This window comes from Leisingera sp. CC-HEC096 (genome assembly GCF_059429235.1).
The window spans coordinates 22306-37205 of sequence record NZ_JCAIJS010000008.1 but is presented as its reverse complement, the minus strand read 5'-3'; the positions used below and the strand labels follow the sequence as shown (position 1 = coordinate 37205).

At 66.7% G+C, this 14900-nt stretch carries 14 protein-coding genes; 11 read left to right on the top strand and 3 right to left on the bottom strand.

Features of this window, described 5'->3' with window-relative positions; all coding sequences use genetic code 11:
- Positions 1–6 precede the first annotated feature (6 nt).
- The 5 genes from doeA to AC5STI_RS21970 all read left to right on the top strand — a co-directional run bounded on the left by doeA (position 7) and on the right by AC5STI_RS21970 (position 5801).
- Complete coding sequence (doeA, locus tag AC5STI_RS21990; protein WP_495448357.1) at positions 7–1194, top strand: ectoine hydrolase DoeA; 1188 nt, start codon at positions 7–9, stop codon at positions 1192–1194.
- 3 nt (positions 1195–1197) lie between these two features.
- Complete coding sequence (gene doeB, locus AC5STI_RS21985) at positions 1198–2190, top strand: N(2)-acetyl-L-2,4-diaminobutanoate deacetylase DoeB (protein ID WP_495448356.1); 993 nt, start codon at positions 1198–1200, stop codon at positions 2188–2190.
- A 13-nt stretch (positions 2191–2203) separates the two neighbouring features.
- Complete coding sequence (locus AC5STI_RS21980; RefSeq protein WP_435661372.1) at positions 2204–2683, top strand: Lrp/AsnC family transcriptional regulator; 480 nt, start codon at positions 2204–2206, stop codon at positions 2681–2683.
- 115 nt (positions 2684–2798) lie between these two features.
- The gene (locus tag AC5STI_RS21975) at positions 2799–4274 is read left to right on the top strand and encodes an NAD-dependent succinate-semialdehyde dehydrogenase (RefSeq protein WP_495448355.1); all 1476 of its coding nucleotides are present in this window, start codon (positions 2799–2801) and stop codon (positions 4272–4274) included.
- A gap of 153 nt (positions 4275–4427) precedes the next feature.
- A complete protein-coding gene (locus tag AC5STI_RS21970) occupies positions 4428–5801 on the top strand; it encodes an aspartate aminotransferase family protein (protein WP_495448354.1) in 1374 nt (457 codons plus the stop codon).
- A 45-nt stretch (positions 5802–5846) separates the two neighbouring features.
- On the opposite strand, the gene AC5STI_RS21965 is transcribed toward AC5STI_RS21970, so the two are convergent.
- Both AC5STI_RS21965 and AC5STI_RS21960 read right to left on the bottom strand, forming a co-directional pair.
- Positions 5847–6542: an MOSC domain-containing protein gene (locus AC5STI_RS21965; RefSeq protein ID WP_495448353.1), complete on the bottom strand. Its 696-nt coding sequence runs from the start codon at positions 6540–6542 to the stop codon at positions 5847–5849.
- Entirely contained in the window at positions 6539–7081 is a 543-nt protein-coding gene (locus AC5STI_RS21960; RefSeq protein ID WP_495448352.1) for a MarR family winged helix-turn-helix transcriptional regulator, read from the bottom strand. Before AC5STI_RS21960 ends, AC5STI_RS21965 begins: the two co-directional genes overlap by 4 nt.
- Before the next feature lie 143 nt (positions 7082–7224).
- Between AC5STI_RS21960 and AC5STI_RS21955 the strand changes: the two genes are divergently transcribed.
- The 6 genes from AC5STI_RS21955 to AC5STI_RS21930 all read left to right on the top strand — a co-directional run bounded on the left by AC5STI_RS21955 (position 7225) and on the right by AC5STI_RS21930 (position 14062).
- Complete coding sequence (locus tag AC5STI_RS21955; protein ID WP_495448351.1) at positions 7225–7932, top strand: ABC transporter ATP-binding protein; 708 nt, start codon at positions 7225–7227, stop codon at positions 7930–7932.
- 3 nt (positions 7933–7935) lie between these two features.
- Positions 7936–10293: an ABC transporter permease gene (locus tag AC5STI_RS21950; protein ID WP_495448350.1), complete on the top strand. Its 2358-nt coding sequence runs from the start codon at positions 7936–7938 to the stop codon at positions 10291–10293.
- Positions 10294–10296: 3 nt separating this feature from the next.
- Entirely contained in the window at positions 10297–11499 is a 1203-nt protein-coding gene (locus tag AC5STI_RS21945) for an efflux RND transporter periplasmic adaptor subunit (RefSeq protein WP_495448349.1), read from the top strand.
- 61 nt (positions 11500–11560) lie between these two features.
- Positions 11561–12274: a VIT1/CCC1 transporter family protein gene (locus AC5STI_RS21940; protein WP_495448348.1), complete on the top strand. Its 714-nt coding sequence runs from the start codon at positions 11561–11563 to the stop codon at positions 12272–12274.
- A 61-nt stretch (positions 12275–12335) separates the two neighbouring features.
- Complete coding sequence (locus tag AC5STI_RS21935) at positions 12336–13487, top strand: site-2 protease family protein (RefSeq protein ID WP_495448347.1); 1152 nt, start codon at positions 12336–12338, stop codon at positions 13485–13487.
- Positions 13484–14062, top strand: coding sequence for an NAD(P)H-dependent oxidoreductase (locus AC5STI_RS21930; protein ID WP_495448346.1), 579 nt, complete (start codon positions 13484–13486; stop codon positions 14060–14062). The genes AC5STI_RS21935 and AC5STI_RS21930 overlap by 4 nt, the downstream gene beginning before the upstream one ends.
- A gap of 7 nt (positions 14063–14069) precedes the next feature.
- Here AC5STI_RS21930 and AC5STI_RS21925 read toward each other — a convergent pair whose 3' ends face one another.
- Entirely contained in the window at positions 14070–14882 is an 813-nt protein-coding gene (locus AC5STI_RS21925) for a formate/nitrite transporter family protein (protein ID WP_495448345.1), read from the bottom strand.
- Between the last annotated feature and the right edge of the window lie 18 nt (positions 14883–14900).

Genomic DNA, 14900 nt, shown 5'->3' with positions numbered 1-14900 from the left:
ACGCATATGGCAGACCCCAAGCTGTATTTCTCCCGCGCTGAATACCAGGCGCGTCTGGACAAGACCCGGGCCGAAATGTCCCGCCGCGGGCTCGATCTTCTGATCGTCACCGATCCCTCGAACATGAACTGGCTGACCGGCTATGACGGCTGGTCCTTCTATGTGCATCAATGCGTTGTTGTCGGGATGGACGGCGAGCCGGTCTGGTACGGCCGCGGCCAGGATGCCAACGGAGCGCTGCGCACCTGCTGGATGGAGCCTGCAAACATCATCGGCTATCCGGATCATTACGTGCAGTCGACCGAGCGGCATCCGATGGATTACCTGTCGGCGCAGCTCAAGGACCGCGGGCTGGACGGCGGCGTGATCGGCGTTGAGATGGACAATTACTATTTCACCGCCGCGGCCTATGCCTCCTTGCAGGCGCATCTGCCGAATGCGCGCTTTGGTGATGCAAACGCGCTGGTCAACTGGCTGCGGGCGGTCAAATCCGAGGCAGAGCTGACCTATATGCGGCAGGCGGGCAAGATCGTGGAGCGGATGCACCAGAGGATCTTTGAGCGTGTCGAGCCGGGGATGCGCAAATGCGATCTGGTGGCCGAAATCTATGACGCGGGGCTGCGCTATGATGCGGAGCTTGGCTTTGGCGGCGATTACCCGGCGATTGTGCCGCTGCTGCCGTCCGGTTCTGACGCCGCCGCGCCGCATCTGACCTGGGACGACCTGCCGATGAAATCCGGCGAGGGCACGTTTTTTGAGATCGCGGGCGTGGTGCACCGCTACCACTGCCCGCTGTCGCGCACCGTGTTTCTTGGCAAGCCGACGCAGACCTTCCTGGATGCGGAAAAGGCGGTGCTGGAAGGGATGGAGGCCGGGCTGGAAGTCGCCAAGGCCGGCAACACCTGCGAGGACATCGCCAAGGCGTTTTTCAAGGTGCTGAAGACCTACGGCATCGAGAAGGACAACCGCACCGGCTATCCCATCGGCGTTTCCTACCCGCCGGACTGGGGCGAGCGCACCATGTCGCTGCGGGCGGGCGACACCACCGTTCTGCAGGAAAATATGACCTTCCACTTCATGACCGGTCTGTGGATGGAGGACTGGGGGTTCGAGATCACCGAAAGCATCCGCATCGGCGCAGACGGTCCGGAGTGCCTGTCCGGTGTGCCGCGCAAGATGTTCGTGAAGGACTGAGTCATGAAGCCAAATCCGATTTCCCCCACCATCCCGCTGGACCGGGACGGGGTGCACCACGGCTATCTCAAACTGCCTTACAGCCGCGATGACTCGGCCTGGGGTTCGGTGATGATCCCGCTGACGGTGATCAAGAACGGCGACGGCCCGACCGCGCTGCTGACCGGCGCCAACCACGGCGATGAATACGAAGGCCCGATTGCGCTGCATGAGCTGGCGGCGACCACAAGCGCCGAGGATGTGACGGGCCGGCTGATCATCGTGCCGGCCTTCAACTACCCGGCGTTCCGCGCGGGCACCCGCACCTCACCCATCGACAAGGGCAATCTGAACCGCTCGTTTCCGGGCCGCCCGGACGGCACCGTGACCGAGAAGATCGCCGACTACTTCCAGCGCACGCTGCTGCCTATGGCGGACCTGGCGGTGGACTTCCACTCCGGCGGAAAGACGCTGGATTTCGTGCCCTTCGCCGCCGCGCATATCCTGGAGGACAAGGCCACGCAGGAGGCGTGTTTTGCCGCGATGAAGGCGTTCAACGCGCCTTATTCGGTGGAACTCTTGGAGATCGACAGCGCGGGCATGTATGACACTGCGGTGGAGCAGATGGGCAAGGTTCTGGTCACCACGGAACTTGGCGGCGGCGGATCGTCCACCGCGCGGGGCAATGCGATTGCCAAGAAGGGGCTGCGCAATGTGCTGATCCATGCGGGCATCCTGCAAGGGCAGATGCAGCTGGACGAAACCGTCCGCCTCTCGATGCCGGACGATGACTGTTTCCTGTTCAGCGAAAGCGACGGGCTGTTCGAGATCATGACCGATCTGGGTGCGCCGGTGGCGAAGGGCGATCTGGTCGCCCGGGTCTGGCCGCTGGACCGCACCGGCCAGCCGCCGGTGGAATACCGCGCGCGGCGCGCGGGGCTGGTGATCAGCCGCCACTTCCCCGGCCTGATCAAATCCGGCGACTGCGTCGCGGTTGTCGGCGTCACTGGCGGCTGATAGGGCGGAAGACATGCAACTGGACCAGCGCGACCTCGACATTCTGCGCGTGCTCTCGACCGAGGGGCGCATCACCAAGGCCGCGCTGGCCGACAGGATCGGCCTGTCGCCGACACCCTGCTGGGACCGGCTGAAGAAGCTGGAGCAGGCCGGGCTGATCGAGGGCTACGGCGCCCGCATCAACCTGCGCAAACTGGCGCCGCATGTGACGGTGTTTGTCGCGGCAGAGATTGCCGATCACACCGCCGCCAGCTTCCGTGCCTTCGAGGCGGCGATGCAGCGTTATGACGAGGTCACCGCCTGCTGGGCGCTGGGGGGCGGGTTTGATTACCTGTTGCAGATCGTCACCCGCGACATCGACGCCTATCAGCGGCTGATCGACGAGATGCTGGACGCCCGCATCGGCCTGTCGCGCTATTTCACCTATGTGGTGACCAAGCCGGTGAAGGGCGCAGGCGCGCCGCCGCTGGATATTCTGCTGGGTCAGGGCTGACCTCGCCTGCTGGGGCACCGGACAGCAGTTGTTTCTTCTGCAGAGCCTTCGAACTTCAGTCACATCCTCTGTTCCAGTCCGGCACATTCCTCTGCAAGACGTGAGGAGGACAATCATGACAGAGACTGCTCTCTCTGCCCGTGCGGACATTGCCGACAAGGCGCTGGTGCGCTCTTTTTCCTATATCGGCGGCAAGTGGCGTGCCGCGGCCAATGGCGAGACCTTTCCGGTCAGCGACCCTGCCGACGGGGCCGAGCTGGGCCATGTGGCGAGCCTGTCGGCAGAGGAATCCTCTGCCGCGGTGGATGCGGCGCAGGCGGCGTTTGCTGGTTGGGCGGGGATGCTGCCGCAAGAGCGCGCCGCGATCCTGCGGCGCTGGTATGAGCTGCAGCTGGAACACAAGGAAGACCTCGCCCGCATCATGGTGCTGGAACAGGGCAAGCCGCTGTCGGAGGCGCGCGGGGAGATCGACTATGGCGCGGCCTTTGTGGAGTTCTATGCCGAAGAGGCCAAGCGCCCCAATATCGAGGGCGTCACCAGCCACCTGCCGGACGCCGAGGTGGAGCTGTGGCGCGAGCCGGTGGGGGTGGCGGCGCTTATCACGCCGTGGAATTTCCCCTCGGCGATGCTGACCCGCAAGGCGGCAGCGGCGCTGGCGGCGGGCTGCACCGTGGTGGCGCACCCGTCCGGCGAGACGCCGTTCAGCGCGCTGGCCTTGGCGGAGCTGGCGGAACGTGCGGGGTTCCCGGAGGGGGTGTTCAATGTGGTGACGGGCAAGGCCTCCACCGTGGTGGAGCCCTGGACCGGCGACCCGCGGGTGCGGGCGCTGTCCTTCACCGGCTCCACCGAAGTGGGCAAGCTTTTGTACCGCCAGTCCGCCGGCACTGTGAAGCGGCTGGTGATGGAGCTGGGCGGCCACGCGCCGGTGCTCGTCTTCAAGGGCTGCGATCTGGACAAGGCCGTCAGCGAAACCATCAAGGCGAAATTCGCCACCTCCGGCCAGGATTGTCTGGGCGCCAACCGGATCCTGGTGGAGCGGGCGGTGTATGCCGAATTCTGCACCCGGTTCACCAAGGCCGCCCAGGCACTGACCATCGGCAGGGGCATGGAGGACTGCGACCTAGGTCCCCTGATGAACGAAAAGGCGGTGCAGAAGCAGGAGGAGCATGTCGCCGACGCGCTTGCCAAGGGCGCAACGCTGGCCTGCGGCGGCAGGCGGCATCCGCTGGGGCCGCTTTTCTTTGAACCCACCGTGCTGACCGATGTGCCTGCGGAGGCGCTGATCATGACGGAGGAGACATTCGGCCCCGTCGCCGCCATCGCACCGTTTGACAGCGAGGAGGAGGCCCTGGCCCGCGCCAATGACAGCGAATTCGGGCTGGTGGCCTATGTCCACAGCAACGATCCGCGGCGCATCTACCGCCTGAGCCGGGCGCTGCAATACGGTATGGTGGCGGTGAACCGCACCAAGGTGACCGGCGCGCCGATCCCGTTCGGCGGCACCAAGCAGTCCGGCCTGGGCCGCGAGGGCGCAAGGCTGGGCATGGAGGAGTTCACCGAGGTCAAATACGTCTGCCGCGACTGGGCGTGAGGATACCGGACTCCGGCGCGGAGTCCGGCCCGGATTTGCACGGCAAATCCGGGTGTCAGACACAGACGGGACATCCCGGATTCCGCGCCGGAATCCGGGCCGGAATTCTCGCAGAATTCCGGTTTGCCGCAGAACTTGAGAAGGAAAACACCAATGCTGAAGAACGACCAGCTTGACCAGTGGGACCGCGAGAACTTCTTTCACCCCTCGACCCATCTGGCCCAGCACGCCCGCGGCGAAAGCCCGAACCGGGTCATTAAGACCGCCTCCGGCGTGTTCATCGAGGACCGCGACGGCAACAAGCTGCTGGATGCCTTTGCCGGGCTCTATTGTGTGAACGCGGGCTATGGCCGCCAGGAGATTGCCGAAGCCATCGCCGATCAGGCGCGGGAGCTGGCCTATTACCATTCCTATGTCGGCCATGGCACCGAGGCCTCGATCACGCTGGCGAAGATGATCCTGGACCGGGCGCCTGCGAACATGTCCAAGGTCTATTTCGGCCTCGGCGGCTCGGACGCGAATGAGACCAACGTCAAGCTGATCTGGTATTACAACAACATCCTTGGGCGGCCTCAGAAGAAGAAGATCATCTCCCGCTGGCGCGGCTATCACGGGTCAGGGCTGGTGACCGGCTCGCTGACCGGGCTGGAGCTGTTTCACAAGAAGTTCGATCTGCCGGTGGAACAGGTCATTCACACCGAGGCGCCGTATTTTTACCGCCGCGCGGATCTGGACCAGAGCGAGGAACAGTTCGTGGCCCATTGCGCGGCTGAGCTGGAAGCGCTGATCGAGCGCGAGGGCGCGGACACCATTGCCGCCTTCATCGGCGAGCCGGTGCTGGGCACCGGCGGCATCGTGCCGCCGCCTGCGGGGTACTGGGCGGCGATTCAGGCCGTGCTGAAGAAGCACGATATCCTGCTTGTTGCGGATGAGGTTGTTACCGGCTTTGGCCGTCTCGGCTCCATGTTCGGGTCGGACCACTACGGCATCGAGGCCGATATCATCACCATCGCCAAGGGTCTCACCTCCGCCTATGCGCCGCTGAGTGGCTCTATCGTCTCGGACAAGGTGTGGAAGGTGCTGGAGCAGGGCACCGACGAGAACGGCCCGATCGGCCACGGCTGGACCTATTCGGCGCATCCGATCGGGGCGGCGGCGGGGGTAGCGAACCTCAAGCTGATCGACGAGCTGAACCATGTCAGCAATGCAGGTGAGGTGGGCGCCTATCTGAACGCCACCATGGCGGAGGCGCTGTCCGGCCATGCGCATGTGGGCGATGTGCGCGGCGAGGGGATGCTGTGCGCGGTGGAGTTCGTGAAGGACAAGGACAGCCGCACATTCTTTGACGCCGCGGACAAGATCGGGCCGCAGATATCGGCCAAGCTCTTGGAGCAGGACAAGGTGATCGCGCGGGCGATGCCGCAGGGCGATATCCTCGGCTTTGCGCCGCCGTTCTGCCTGACGCGGGCCGAGGCCGATCAGGTGGTTGCGGCCACCGTGCGCGCGGTCGAGGCCGTGCTGGGCTGACCCTGCCGCATCAGTGCTGCGCCCCGGCCTGCGCCGGGGCGCGGATCAGCTGCCGATCAGGCGGGCGCTGGTGTCCTCTGCCGTGTCGCCCCCGGCCATGCGGGCAAAGGCCTGGCGCCAGCCCTCGGCCAGTTCGGGCAATTGCGCCAGCGCCGCGGCCTCTTGCGGGCTGGCCTTGCGGCTGAGGCGGAGGCGGGTGACGCGTTCGACGCTCCAGTCCGGGTGCAGGCGCTCAATCGGGGTGATGGCGCTGCCGGCCTCCGCCTGGCCTGGCTCCAGCACCCGGTAGTACCAGCCGGTGCGGCCGATCTTCTGAAACAAATAGGCCATCTTGGGGTTGCCGGTGTGCTGGCTGACCTTCCAGCAGGGCTGGCGGCCCTGGCTGATCTGCACCACCGCTGTGCCCAGCCGCAGGATGTCGCCGATGCAGAGATTGGTTTCGGTCATCCCCAGCGCCGCGATGTTTTCGCCAAAGGCCGCCGGAACGGTGCCTGCCGGGATCTGGCCCTCGGCAATCCACTGCGGGTAGTGGTCCGAGGGGTAATGGTGGATCGCCTTGTCCGGGCCGCCGTGATTTTGGGGGTCGGCCTGGGCGTCGCCGGTAAAGCCCAGCTCCGTGATCTGCTGCGGGCCATCCGCGCGGATCTTGGCGATGGCCGAGGGCGGGCGGCCGGGCCAGCGCGCGGCAACAGAGCCGAGGAACAGCCCGGTGATGCGGGACGCGGGGGGTGCTGGGGTCATGCGGGAACCTGCTCGTGGCAAATTTTGTTTGTGTCTTCGGGCGACAGCGGCTCCGCCAGCAGACGGCAGAAGCCGCCCGGCCCGTCCGCCGAGAAATGCTTGCAGGCGCGGCAGAGACCGAACGGCTGGCCGCCGTTAATCGAGATCATACGGCCCAGGATCTGCTCCAGCGCGGCTTGCAGCGCGGTCCGGTCCGCTGGGGGCAGGGCCGCGGCGGCATCGGCCAGGGCGCGGGGCAGGGCGGTGGCCTGCGCGCCTTTGGCAGTCAGGGCAAAGCGGATCACCCGCTTGTCGGTTTCGGAGCGCTCCTCCTCCACATACCCCTTTTGCGCCAGTGCCTTGAGCGTTTGCGAGACGGTGCCGCGGGTACTGCCGAGGTAGGCAGCCACATGCGAGGGGCTGCGGGAGAACCGGTTGGCGCGGGCGAGGTAATCCAATGCGGCCCGCTGCGCCGGGTTCAGCTCTGCCGCCCAGCTTTCGCCGGCGTCGAGGCGGGCGAGACGGCTGATCAGCTCGGGAATGCGGGCGGTGTGATCCATCCGCAATAGATAGCGAGTCGAAATGAATTGCGCAAGCCATCCGGCGCAGAAGCGGCCCGGCGGCGCCTGCCGGAAAGGTTGAGGCAGATCATTTCCGCGCCGCTGCCCCGTGTGGCAGACTGCGCCGGGAGAGGAGGACGGCTGTGGCTGATCCCGTCTTTACCATGAGAGGCGTGACCAAGGTCTATGACACCGGCGGTGCCAAGGTTCATGCGCTGGCGGGCGTCGATCTGGAGCTGCCAGGCGGCGAGCTGGCGGTGCTGCTGGGTCCCTCCGGCAGCGGCAAGTCGACGCTGCTGAACATCCTGGGCGGGCTGGACCATGTGACGGACGGGCGGGTCTGGTTCCGCGATCTGGAGCTGACCGCGATGCGGGACCGGGAGCTGACCCGCTACCGGCGCGACCATGTCGGCTTTATCTTCCAGTTCTACAACCTGGTGCCGAGCCTGACCGCGCGTGAGAACGTGCAGCTGGTGACCGATGTGGCGCGTGACCCGATGCCTGCCGCCGAGGCGCTGGAGCTGGTGGGGCTGGGCCACCGGATGGACCACTTCCCGGCGGAGATGTCGGGCGGCGAGCAGCAGCGGGTGGCGATTGCCCGCGCCATTGCCAAGCGGCCCGGCGTGCTGCTGTGCGACGAGCCGACCGGCGCGCTGGACAGCAAGACCGGCATCCAGGTGCTGGAGGCGCTGCATCAGATCAACCGCGATTTCGGCACCGCGACGGTGGTGATCACCCATAACGCCGACATCCAGAAGATCGCGCACCGGGTGATCTTCTTTCAGGACGGGCGGATCAGCCGCATTCACGAAAACACCGAGCGGCTGGCGCCCGCGGACATCAGCTGGTGAGCCATGCAAGCGCTTGACCGGAAACTGCTGCGGGATTTCAAACGGCTCTGGGTGCAGGCGCTGGCGATTGCGATGGTACTGGCTTGCGGGGTTTCGATCCTGCTGACGGCGGTAGGCATGTACCAGGCGCTGCAGGGCACGCAGGAGGCCTATTACGGGCGCAACCGGTTTGCCGATGTCTTTGCCACCGCCCGGCGGGCGCCGGTCAGCCTGCTGCATGAAATTGCCGCGGTGGAGGGGGTGCTGGCGCTGGAGGCGCGGGTCAGCGGTTATGCCAATCTCGACATGCCGGGACGGGCCAAGGCGGCGGTGGGGCGCATCCTGTCGCTGCCGGAGAGCGGCTCGCCGCAGCTGAACCTGCCGGTGCTGCGCAGCGGGCACTGGCCGCAACTGCCGGGGGAGGTTGCGGTGAACGAGCCCTTTGCGCTGGCGAACCGGCTGGTGCCGGGAGATAGCTTCCTGGCCAATCTGAACGGCCAGCAGCGGCGGCTGACGGTGACCGGCACCGCGCTGTCGCCGGAGTTCATCTATACGCTGGGTCCCGGCGCGCTGATGCCCGACAACCTGTCCTTTGGCATCATCTGGATGCGGCGGGAGGAGGCGGAGGCCGCCTATGACATGGCCGGTGCCTTCAATGACCTGACGCTGAAGACTGCGCGCGGGGTGCAGGAGGAGGAGGTGATCGCGCGGCTGGATGAGCTGCTGGAGCCTTATGGAGGGCAGGGGGCCGTGGGGCGGGCGCAGCATGGCTCGCACGCGATTGTCGATGCGGAGATCAGCCAGATGAAAGGCACAGCGATGGTGCTGCCGCCGATCTTCTTTGGCATCTCGGCGTTTCTGGTCAGCATGGTGATGGGCCGGATCGTGGCGCTGGAGCGCAGCGAGATCGGCCTGCTGAAGGCGGTGGGCTATTCCGATGCAGAGGTCTGCCTGCATTACCTGATGCTGGCGGCGATGGTGGCGCTGGCGGGGATTGCGATCGGCTGGGCGGCGGGCACCTGGCTGGCGCAGCTGCTGGCGCGCCAGTATGCCCGGTTCTTCGACTTCCCCTTCCTGATCTACCGGGTGTCCTATTGGGCCTATGCGCTGTCGGCGCTGGCGGCGCTGCTGACCACCACCGCGGGGGCGGCGCGCGCGGCGCTGCGGGCGGCGCGGCTGGCGCCCGCGGTGGCGATGCAGCCGCCCGCGCCGCCGCGGTTCAGCCATTCGGCGGCGGACCGTGTGATGCGGCAGCTGCGGCTGTCGCAGCCTGCCGTCATGATCCTGCGCAGCCTGCTGCGCTGGCCCGTGCGCAGCGCGATGACCGGGCTGGGACTGGCGCTGGCGGTGGCCTCGGTGGTGGCGTCGTCCTTCTTTGCCGATGCGCTGGACGAGATCATGGACACGGCGTTTTACCAGAGCAACCGGCAGGATGCGGTGGTGATGTTCACCGAGGACCAGCCGGAAAGCGTGCTGGAGGAGATCCGTGCCTTGCCCGGTGTCCTGCAGGTGGAGGGGCAGCAGTACGCGGCGGCCATCCTGCGGCACGGGCCGCGGATGAAACGGGTCACCATCGAGGCGCGGGTGCCGGACCCGGATCTGAGCCGGGTGGTGGCAAGCGACGGCAGCGTCGCCAATGCGGGCCGCGGCGGTATACTGCTGAGCGAGCGGCTGGCAGAGCAACTGGGCGCGGTGCCGGGAACGCTGGTGGAAGTGCAGTTCACCAGCGGGCGGCGCGAGACCCGGCAGCTGCCGGTGACCGGCACGGTCAAGCAGTATTTCGGGCTGGGCGCCTACATGGATCATGCCAGCCTGAATGCGCTGTTCCGGCAGGCGCCGCAGTATTCCGCCGCCAGCATTGCCATCGACCCCATGCGGCAAGACGCGCTGTTCACCCGCCTCAAGGCGCTGCCGGCGGTGGCCGGGGTGCCAGTGATGACCGACATGCGCCAGTCGTTCCGGGAGGTCATCGCGCAGCAGGTGATTGTGATGAACACGGTCTACATCACCATTGCGGTTCTGATCACCATAGGCGTCGCCTACAACGGCGCCCGCATCCAGCTGTCGGAGCGCGCCCGCGAGCTGGCCAGCCTGCGCATCCTGGGATTTTCGCGCCGCGAGGTGTCCTTCATTCTGGCGGGGGAGATGATGCTTCTGGCGCTGCTGGCGCAGCCGCCGGGCTGGCTGATCGGTGCGGCGATCGCGCGGCTGGCGGTGGAGAACTTTTCCAGCGATGTCTACACCATCCCGCTGGTGCTGGAGCCTGCGGCCTTTGCCTCCGCCAGCCTGATCGTGCTGGCGGCGGCGCTATGCTCGGTGCTGATCGTGCGGCGGCGGCTGGACCGGATGGACCTTGTGGCGGTGATGAAAACCAGGGAGTGAGAGATGTTTCCGAACCTGCGCAGCTTGCTTCTGTACCTGACCGGCGGCGGTGTGCTGGCGGCGCTGCTCTATGTGGCGCTGCGGGAGGAGCCGGTGGCGGTTGATCTGCATGAGGTCACGCGCGGCCGGATGGAGATCACCATTGATGCCGATGGCGAAACCCGGGTCCGCGACCTGTTTGAGGTGGCGGCGCCGATAGCGGGCACCGCGCGCCGCTCGCCGGTGCGGGCGGGGGACCGGGTAACGGCGGGCGAAACCCTGGTTGCCATTGTCGAGCCTGCCCGGCCGCATCTGCTGGATGCCCGCACCCGGGCGCAGGCGCAGGCGACTTTGCAGGAGGCGCAGGCGGCGCTGCATGTGGCGCGTGCCGATCTGCAGAAGGCCATCGAGGACCGGATCCTGGCGCAAAGCCAGTACGAGAGGGTGAAGGCACTGGCGGAGCGCAATGTTGCCTCGCTGACGCGGCTCGAGGATGCGACCCAGCGGCTCGCGGTGGCTATCGCCGGGGAGGAAGCGGCAGGCGCCCGGGTGGACATGTCGCAAAGCACCCTGGCACGGGCGGAGGCGGCGCTGATCCTGCCGGAAGCCGGCACGGAGGTGCCGGACAGCTGCTGTATCCGCATCCGGGCGCCCTCGGACGGGGTGGTGCTGTCGGTGGTCACCATCAGCGAGCGCCCGGTGCTGCCCGGCGATCTGCTGGTCACCATTGGCGATCCGCAGGATCTGGAGCTGGTGGCCGATCTGTTGTCCTCGGACGCGGTGCGGCTGGCGCCGGGCGCCCGCGCCAGCATTGAGCGCTGGGGCGGCGCCAAGCCGCTGGAGGCGGTGCTGGACCGGATCGAGCCGGTGGCGCGCACCAAGGTCTCAGCCCTGGGGATCGAGGAACAGCGGGTGGATGTGTTCTTTGACCTGGTCACGCCGAAGGAGCAGCGCACCAGCCTGGGCGAGGGGTTTTCGGTCTTTGCCCGCATCATCGAATGGGAGGCGGAGGACGTGCTGCGGATCCCGGTCAGCGCGCTGTTCCGCGAGGGCGGCGGCTGGGCGGCCTTTGTGGCGGCGGACGGGCGGGCTGCGGTGCGCCCGCTGACGCTGGGGCGGCGCAATGGCCAGGTTGCGCAGGTCCTGGAAGGGCTGGAGCCGGGGGAGCGGGTGATCCTGCATCCCGGCGAGGCGGTGGCGGACGGGGTGCTGATCACCGAGCGCTGAGCACAGCGGCGGCTTGACTTCGCTCAAGGCGGCGCGGGGCCGCTTGGCGGATCATGGGGCCATGAAAGCGGAACACGGGCACAGCAGGGAAGAGATCGCGCGCCGCCTGCAAGGCAGCAGGGAGGAGGGGCGGCTGCGCGATGCGGTCTATGGCGGCATTGACGGCGCGGTCACGACCTTTGCCATTGCGGCGGGGGTCGAGGGGGCGGGATTCTCCTCCTCGGTGATCATCGCGCTGGGGATTGCAAATGTGCTGGCCGACGGGTTCTCGATGGCCGCGGCCAATTACCTGGGAACCAAGGCGGATCTGGATGACCGGCGGCGGCTGTACCGGGTGGAACAGCGCCATATCCGCCAGTTTCCCGAGGGCGAGCGCGAGGAGCTGCGCCAGATCCTGGAGCAGCTGGGCCTGAGCGGCGAGGTGCTGGAGGGCGCGGTCAAGGCGGTGGCGGCCAAGCCCGAGAAGTGGATTTCGCTGATGCTGGCCAGCGAATACGGGCTGGGGCCTGCGGAACCCAATCCGGTTGCGGCGGCGCTGACCACTTTCTTTGCCTTTATGCTGGCCGGGATCGTGCCGTTGCTGCCCTTTATCCTGGGGCTGCCGGATCCGTTCCTGATGGCATCCGTGGCGACCGGGCTGGTGTTCTTTTTCATCGGCGCCAGCAAGAGCATCTGGTCGCTGTCGCCGTGGTGGATTTCGGGGCTGGAAACTCTGCTGATCGGCTCCTGCGCGGCGGCGCTGGCCTATGGCGCGGGCAGCCTGTTCCGGGGTTGAGCCGGATCAAAGGGGGATCGGCGCGGCGGCGCTATATACTGCGGCAGGAGGGGGGAGTTTCATGTTTCAAAACGCAGTCAGGATCGCGCGGCTGCAGGGGTTTGACATAAAGGTCGATCCCAGCTGGCTGCTGATCGCGGCGCTGATCACCTGGAGCCTGGCCACCCAGTTCTTTCCTATGTCCTATCCCGGGGCCGGGCAGGCGGTTTACCTGATGCTGGCGGTTCTGGCGATGCTGGGGTTCTTTGCCTCGCTGATCCTGCATGAGATGTCGCATTCCGTGGTGGCGCGGCGGTTCGGGGTGGAGATCAAGGGCATCACCCTGTTCATCTTCGGCGGCGTGGCGGAGCTGGGCTCTGAACCCAAGACCGCCGTCAGCGAGTTCTGGATTGCCATTGCCGGGCCGCTGATGAGCTTTGCGCTGGCCTTTGGCTTTTGGCTGCTGGCGCAGATCGGCTGGGCGCTGGCGCCGGGCGGAGCGCTGAACCCGGTGCTGGGCTATCTGGCGCTGATCAACCTGGTGCTGGCGGTGTTTAACCTGGTGCCGGCCTTTCCGCTGGACGGCGGCCGTATCCTGCGGGCCTGGCTGTGGAGCCGCAGCCGCGACCTGCTGGCGGCGACCCGGATCGCCACCCGGATCAGCAGCTATTTCGCCTATGCGCTGATCTTTTACGGACTGATCGGGCTGTTCTCCGGCAATCCGGTGGCGGCGCTTTGGCAGGTGCTGATCGGGGTGTTCGTGCTGTCGGCGGCCAAGGGCACCTATGCCCATCAGCTGCAAAACGCCGCCTTCAAGGGCAAGACGGTGTCCGACCTGATGACCCGTGATCCGGTGACCGCCGGTCCGGAGATCAGCTTGGAGGCGCTGGCGCATCAGGTGCTGCTGCCCGAGCGCAAGAGCTTTGTGCCGGTGGTGCAGCAGGGGGTGCTGCTGGGCTGCACCGACACGAAGGACCTGGCGCGGGTGCCGCAGGAGCGGTGGGCGCAGACCCCGGTGGATGACGTCTATCAGCCGCCGGACGGCAGCAACTCGGTAGCGCCGGACATGCAGGCCGGTGCGCTGATGCGGAAGATCTCGGAAACCGGGCGGCGCAAGTTTCTGGTCACGGACAAGGGCCGCCTGCTGGGGGTGATCACCCTGACGGACCTGACCGGATACATTGCCCTGCTGCAGGAGGTGCGTCAGCTGGGCGGCAAGGGGGAGAGCATATGACGCGGATACTGATCATTCAGGGTCACCCGGACAACAGCCAGGCGCATTTCTGCCACGCGCTGGCGCAAAGCTATGCCAAGGGGGCCAAGGAGGCGGGCCATGAAGTGGAGGTCATCGGCGTGGCCGATAGCGGTGTCACTTGCCTGCGCAGCCGGGCGGAATGGGAAGCGGAAGAGATTCCGGACTATGTTGCCCGCGGCCAGCAGGCTGTGGCGTCGGCGGACCACCTGGTGTTTGTCTATCCGCTGTGGCTGGGCACCATGCCCGCGCTGCTGAAGGCCTGGCTGGAACAGGTTTTCCGCGAGCAGTTTGCCTTTACCGTCGGCGAGAAAGGCTGGCACCCCAAGCTGAAGGGGAAGAGCGCGCGGATCATCGTGACCATGGGGATGCCTGCGTTCTTCTACCGCTGGTTCTACTTCGCCCATTCGCTGCGCAGTTTCGAGCGCAACATCCTGAAGTTCTGCGGTGTCAGGCCGGTACGCTGGATGGTCTGCGGCATGGTCGAGGACAAGCGGTCGGAGCGGCGGCTGGCCTATCTGGCGGAGGCCTCCAGCGACGGGGCCGCGGCCCGCTGAGGGGGCGTTAAGGCTTGCGCTGCGGTTTTCCGGCGGCGGGGGCGGTGCGGCCCAGGTAGGCGAACCAATAGGCAAAGGCGACCCCGCCGGCGCCGCCCGCGATATTGCCCAGCGTGACCCAGAACAGGTTGGCGGCGGCGGCGTGCAGGGAAACATCGGCACCGGCGGCCCAGCCCTGCGGGAAGAAGAACATGTTGGCCACCGAATGTTCCAGTCCCAATAGCACAAAGGCAGTGATCGGCCAGAGCACCGCGAGGATCTTGCCCGCCGCCGTGCGGGCGGCGAAGGAGAGCCAGACCGCCAGGCAGACCAGCCCGTTGCACAGGGCGCCGCGCATGAAGGCCTCCATCGGGGAAAGGGTGGATTTCGCCTCGGCGATGCGGGCGGCGGTGGTGCCCACGGGACCCTCCAGCAGGCCGGTGAAGGCAAAGGCGGCGGCCAGACCGGCGGCGCCTGCGAGGTTGCCGGCATAGACGATGGCCCAGCTGCGCCACAGCCGCCTGAGGCGGATCTTGCGGTCCACCGCGGCGATCACCATCAGCACGTTGCCGGTGAACAGTTCGGCCCCGCCGACCACCACCAGAATGAGACCCATCGAAAACACCGCGCCGCCCAGCACCCGCACCGGGCCTGACGCGGCGTCCGCTCCGGTCATCGCGGTGGTATAGGCGGCGGCGCCGAAGCCGATGAAGGCGCCCGCCAGCATCGCCAGCACAAACATCTGCGGCAGCGGCAGACGGGCCTTAGCGACTCCCGCGGTTTCCACGAGCGCGGCGATTTCTGCGGGTTTATAGGCATTGAATGCGGCGGGGTCTGTCATCGGCTGCTCCCTTGCGGC

Excerpts from the sequence above, each read along its gene's own strand:
- doeA (WP_495448357.1), top strand. The coding sequence starts at position 7 with ATGGCAGACCCCAAGCTGTATTTCTCCCGCGCTGAATACCAGGCGCGT.
- doeB (WP_495448356.1), top strand. The coding sequence starts at position 1,198 with ATGAAGCCAAATCCGATTTCCCCCACCATCCCGCTGGACCGGGACGGG.
- AC5STI_RS21980 (WP_435661372.1), top strand. The coding sequence starts at position 2,204 with ATGCAACTGGACCAGCGCGACCTCGACATTCTGCGCGTGCTCTCGACC.
- AC5STI_RS21975 (WP_495448355.1), top strand. The coding sequence starts at position 2,799 with ATGACAGAGACTGCTCTCTCTGCCCGTGCGGACATTGCCGACAAGGCG.
- AC5STI_RS21970 (WP_495448354.1), top strand. The coding sequence starts at position 4,428 with ATGCTGAAGAACGACCAGCTTGACCAGTGGGACCGCGAGAACTTCTTT.
- AC5STI_RS21965 (WP_495448353.1), bottom strand. The coding sequence starts at position 6,542 with ATGACCCCAGCACCCCCCGCGTCCCGCATCACCGGGCTGTTCCTCGGC.
- AC5STI_RS21960 (WP_495448352.1), bottom strand. The coding sequence starts at position 7,081 with ATGGATCACACCGCCCGCATTCCCGAGCTGATCAGCCGTCTCGCCCGC.
- AC5STI_RS21950 (WP_495448350.1), top strand. The coding sequence starts at position 7,936 with ATGCAAGCGCTTGACCGGAAACTGCTGCGGGATTTCAAACGGCTCTGG.
- AC5STI_RS21945 (WP_495448349.1), top strand. The coding sequence starts at position 10,297 with ATGTTTCCGAACCTGCGCAGCTTGCTTCTGTACCTGACCGGCGGCGGT.
- AC5STI_RS21940 (WP_495448348.1), top strand. The coding sequence starts at position 11,561 with ATGAAAGCGGAACACGGGCACAGCAGGGAAGAGATCGCGCGCCGCCTG.
- AC5STI_RS21935 (WP_495448347.1), top strand. The coding sequence starts at position 12,336 with ATGTTTCAAAACGCAGTCAGGATCGCGCGGCTGCAGGGGTTTGACATA.
- AC5STI_RS21930 (WP_495448346.1), top strand. The coding sequence starts at position 13,484 with ATGACGCGGATACTGATCATTCAGGGTCACCCGGACAACAGCCAGGCG.
- AC5STI_RS21925 (WP_495448345.1), bottom strand. The coding sequence starts at position 14,882 with ATGACAGACCCCGCCGCATTCAATGCCTATAAACCCGCAGAAATCGCC.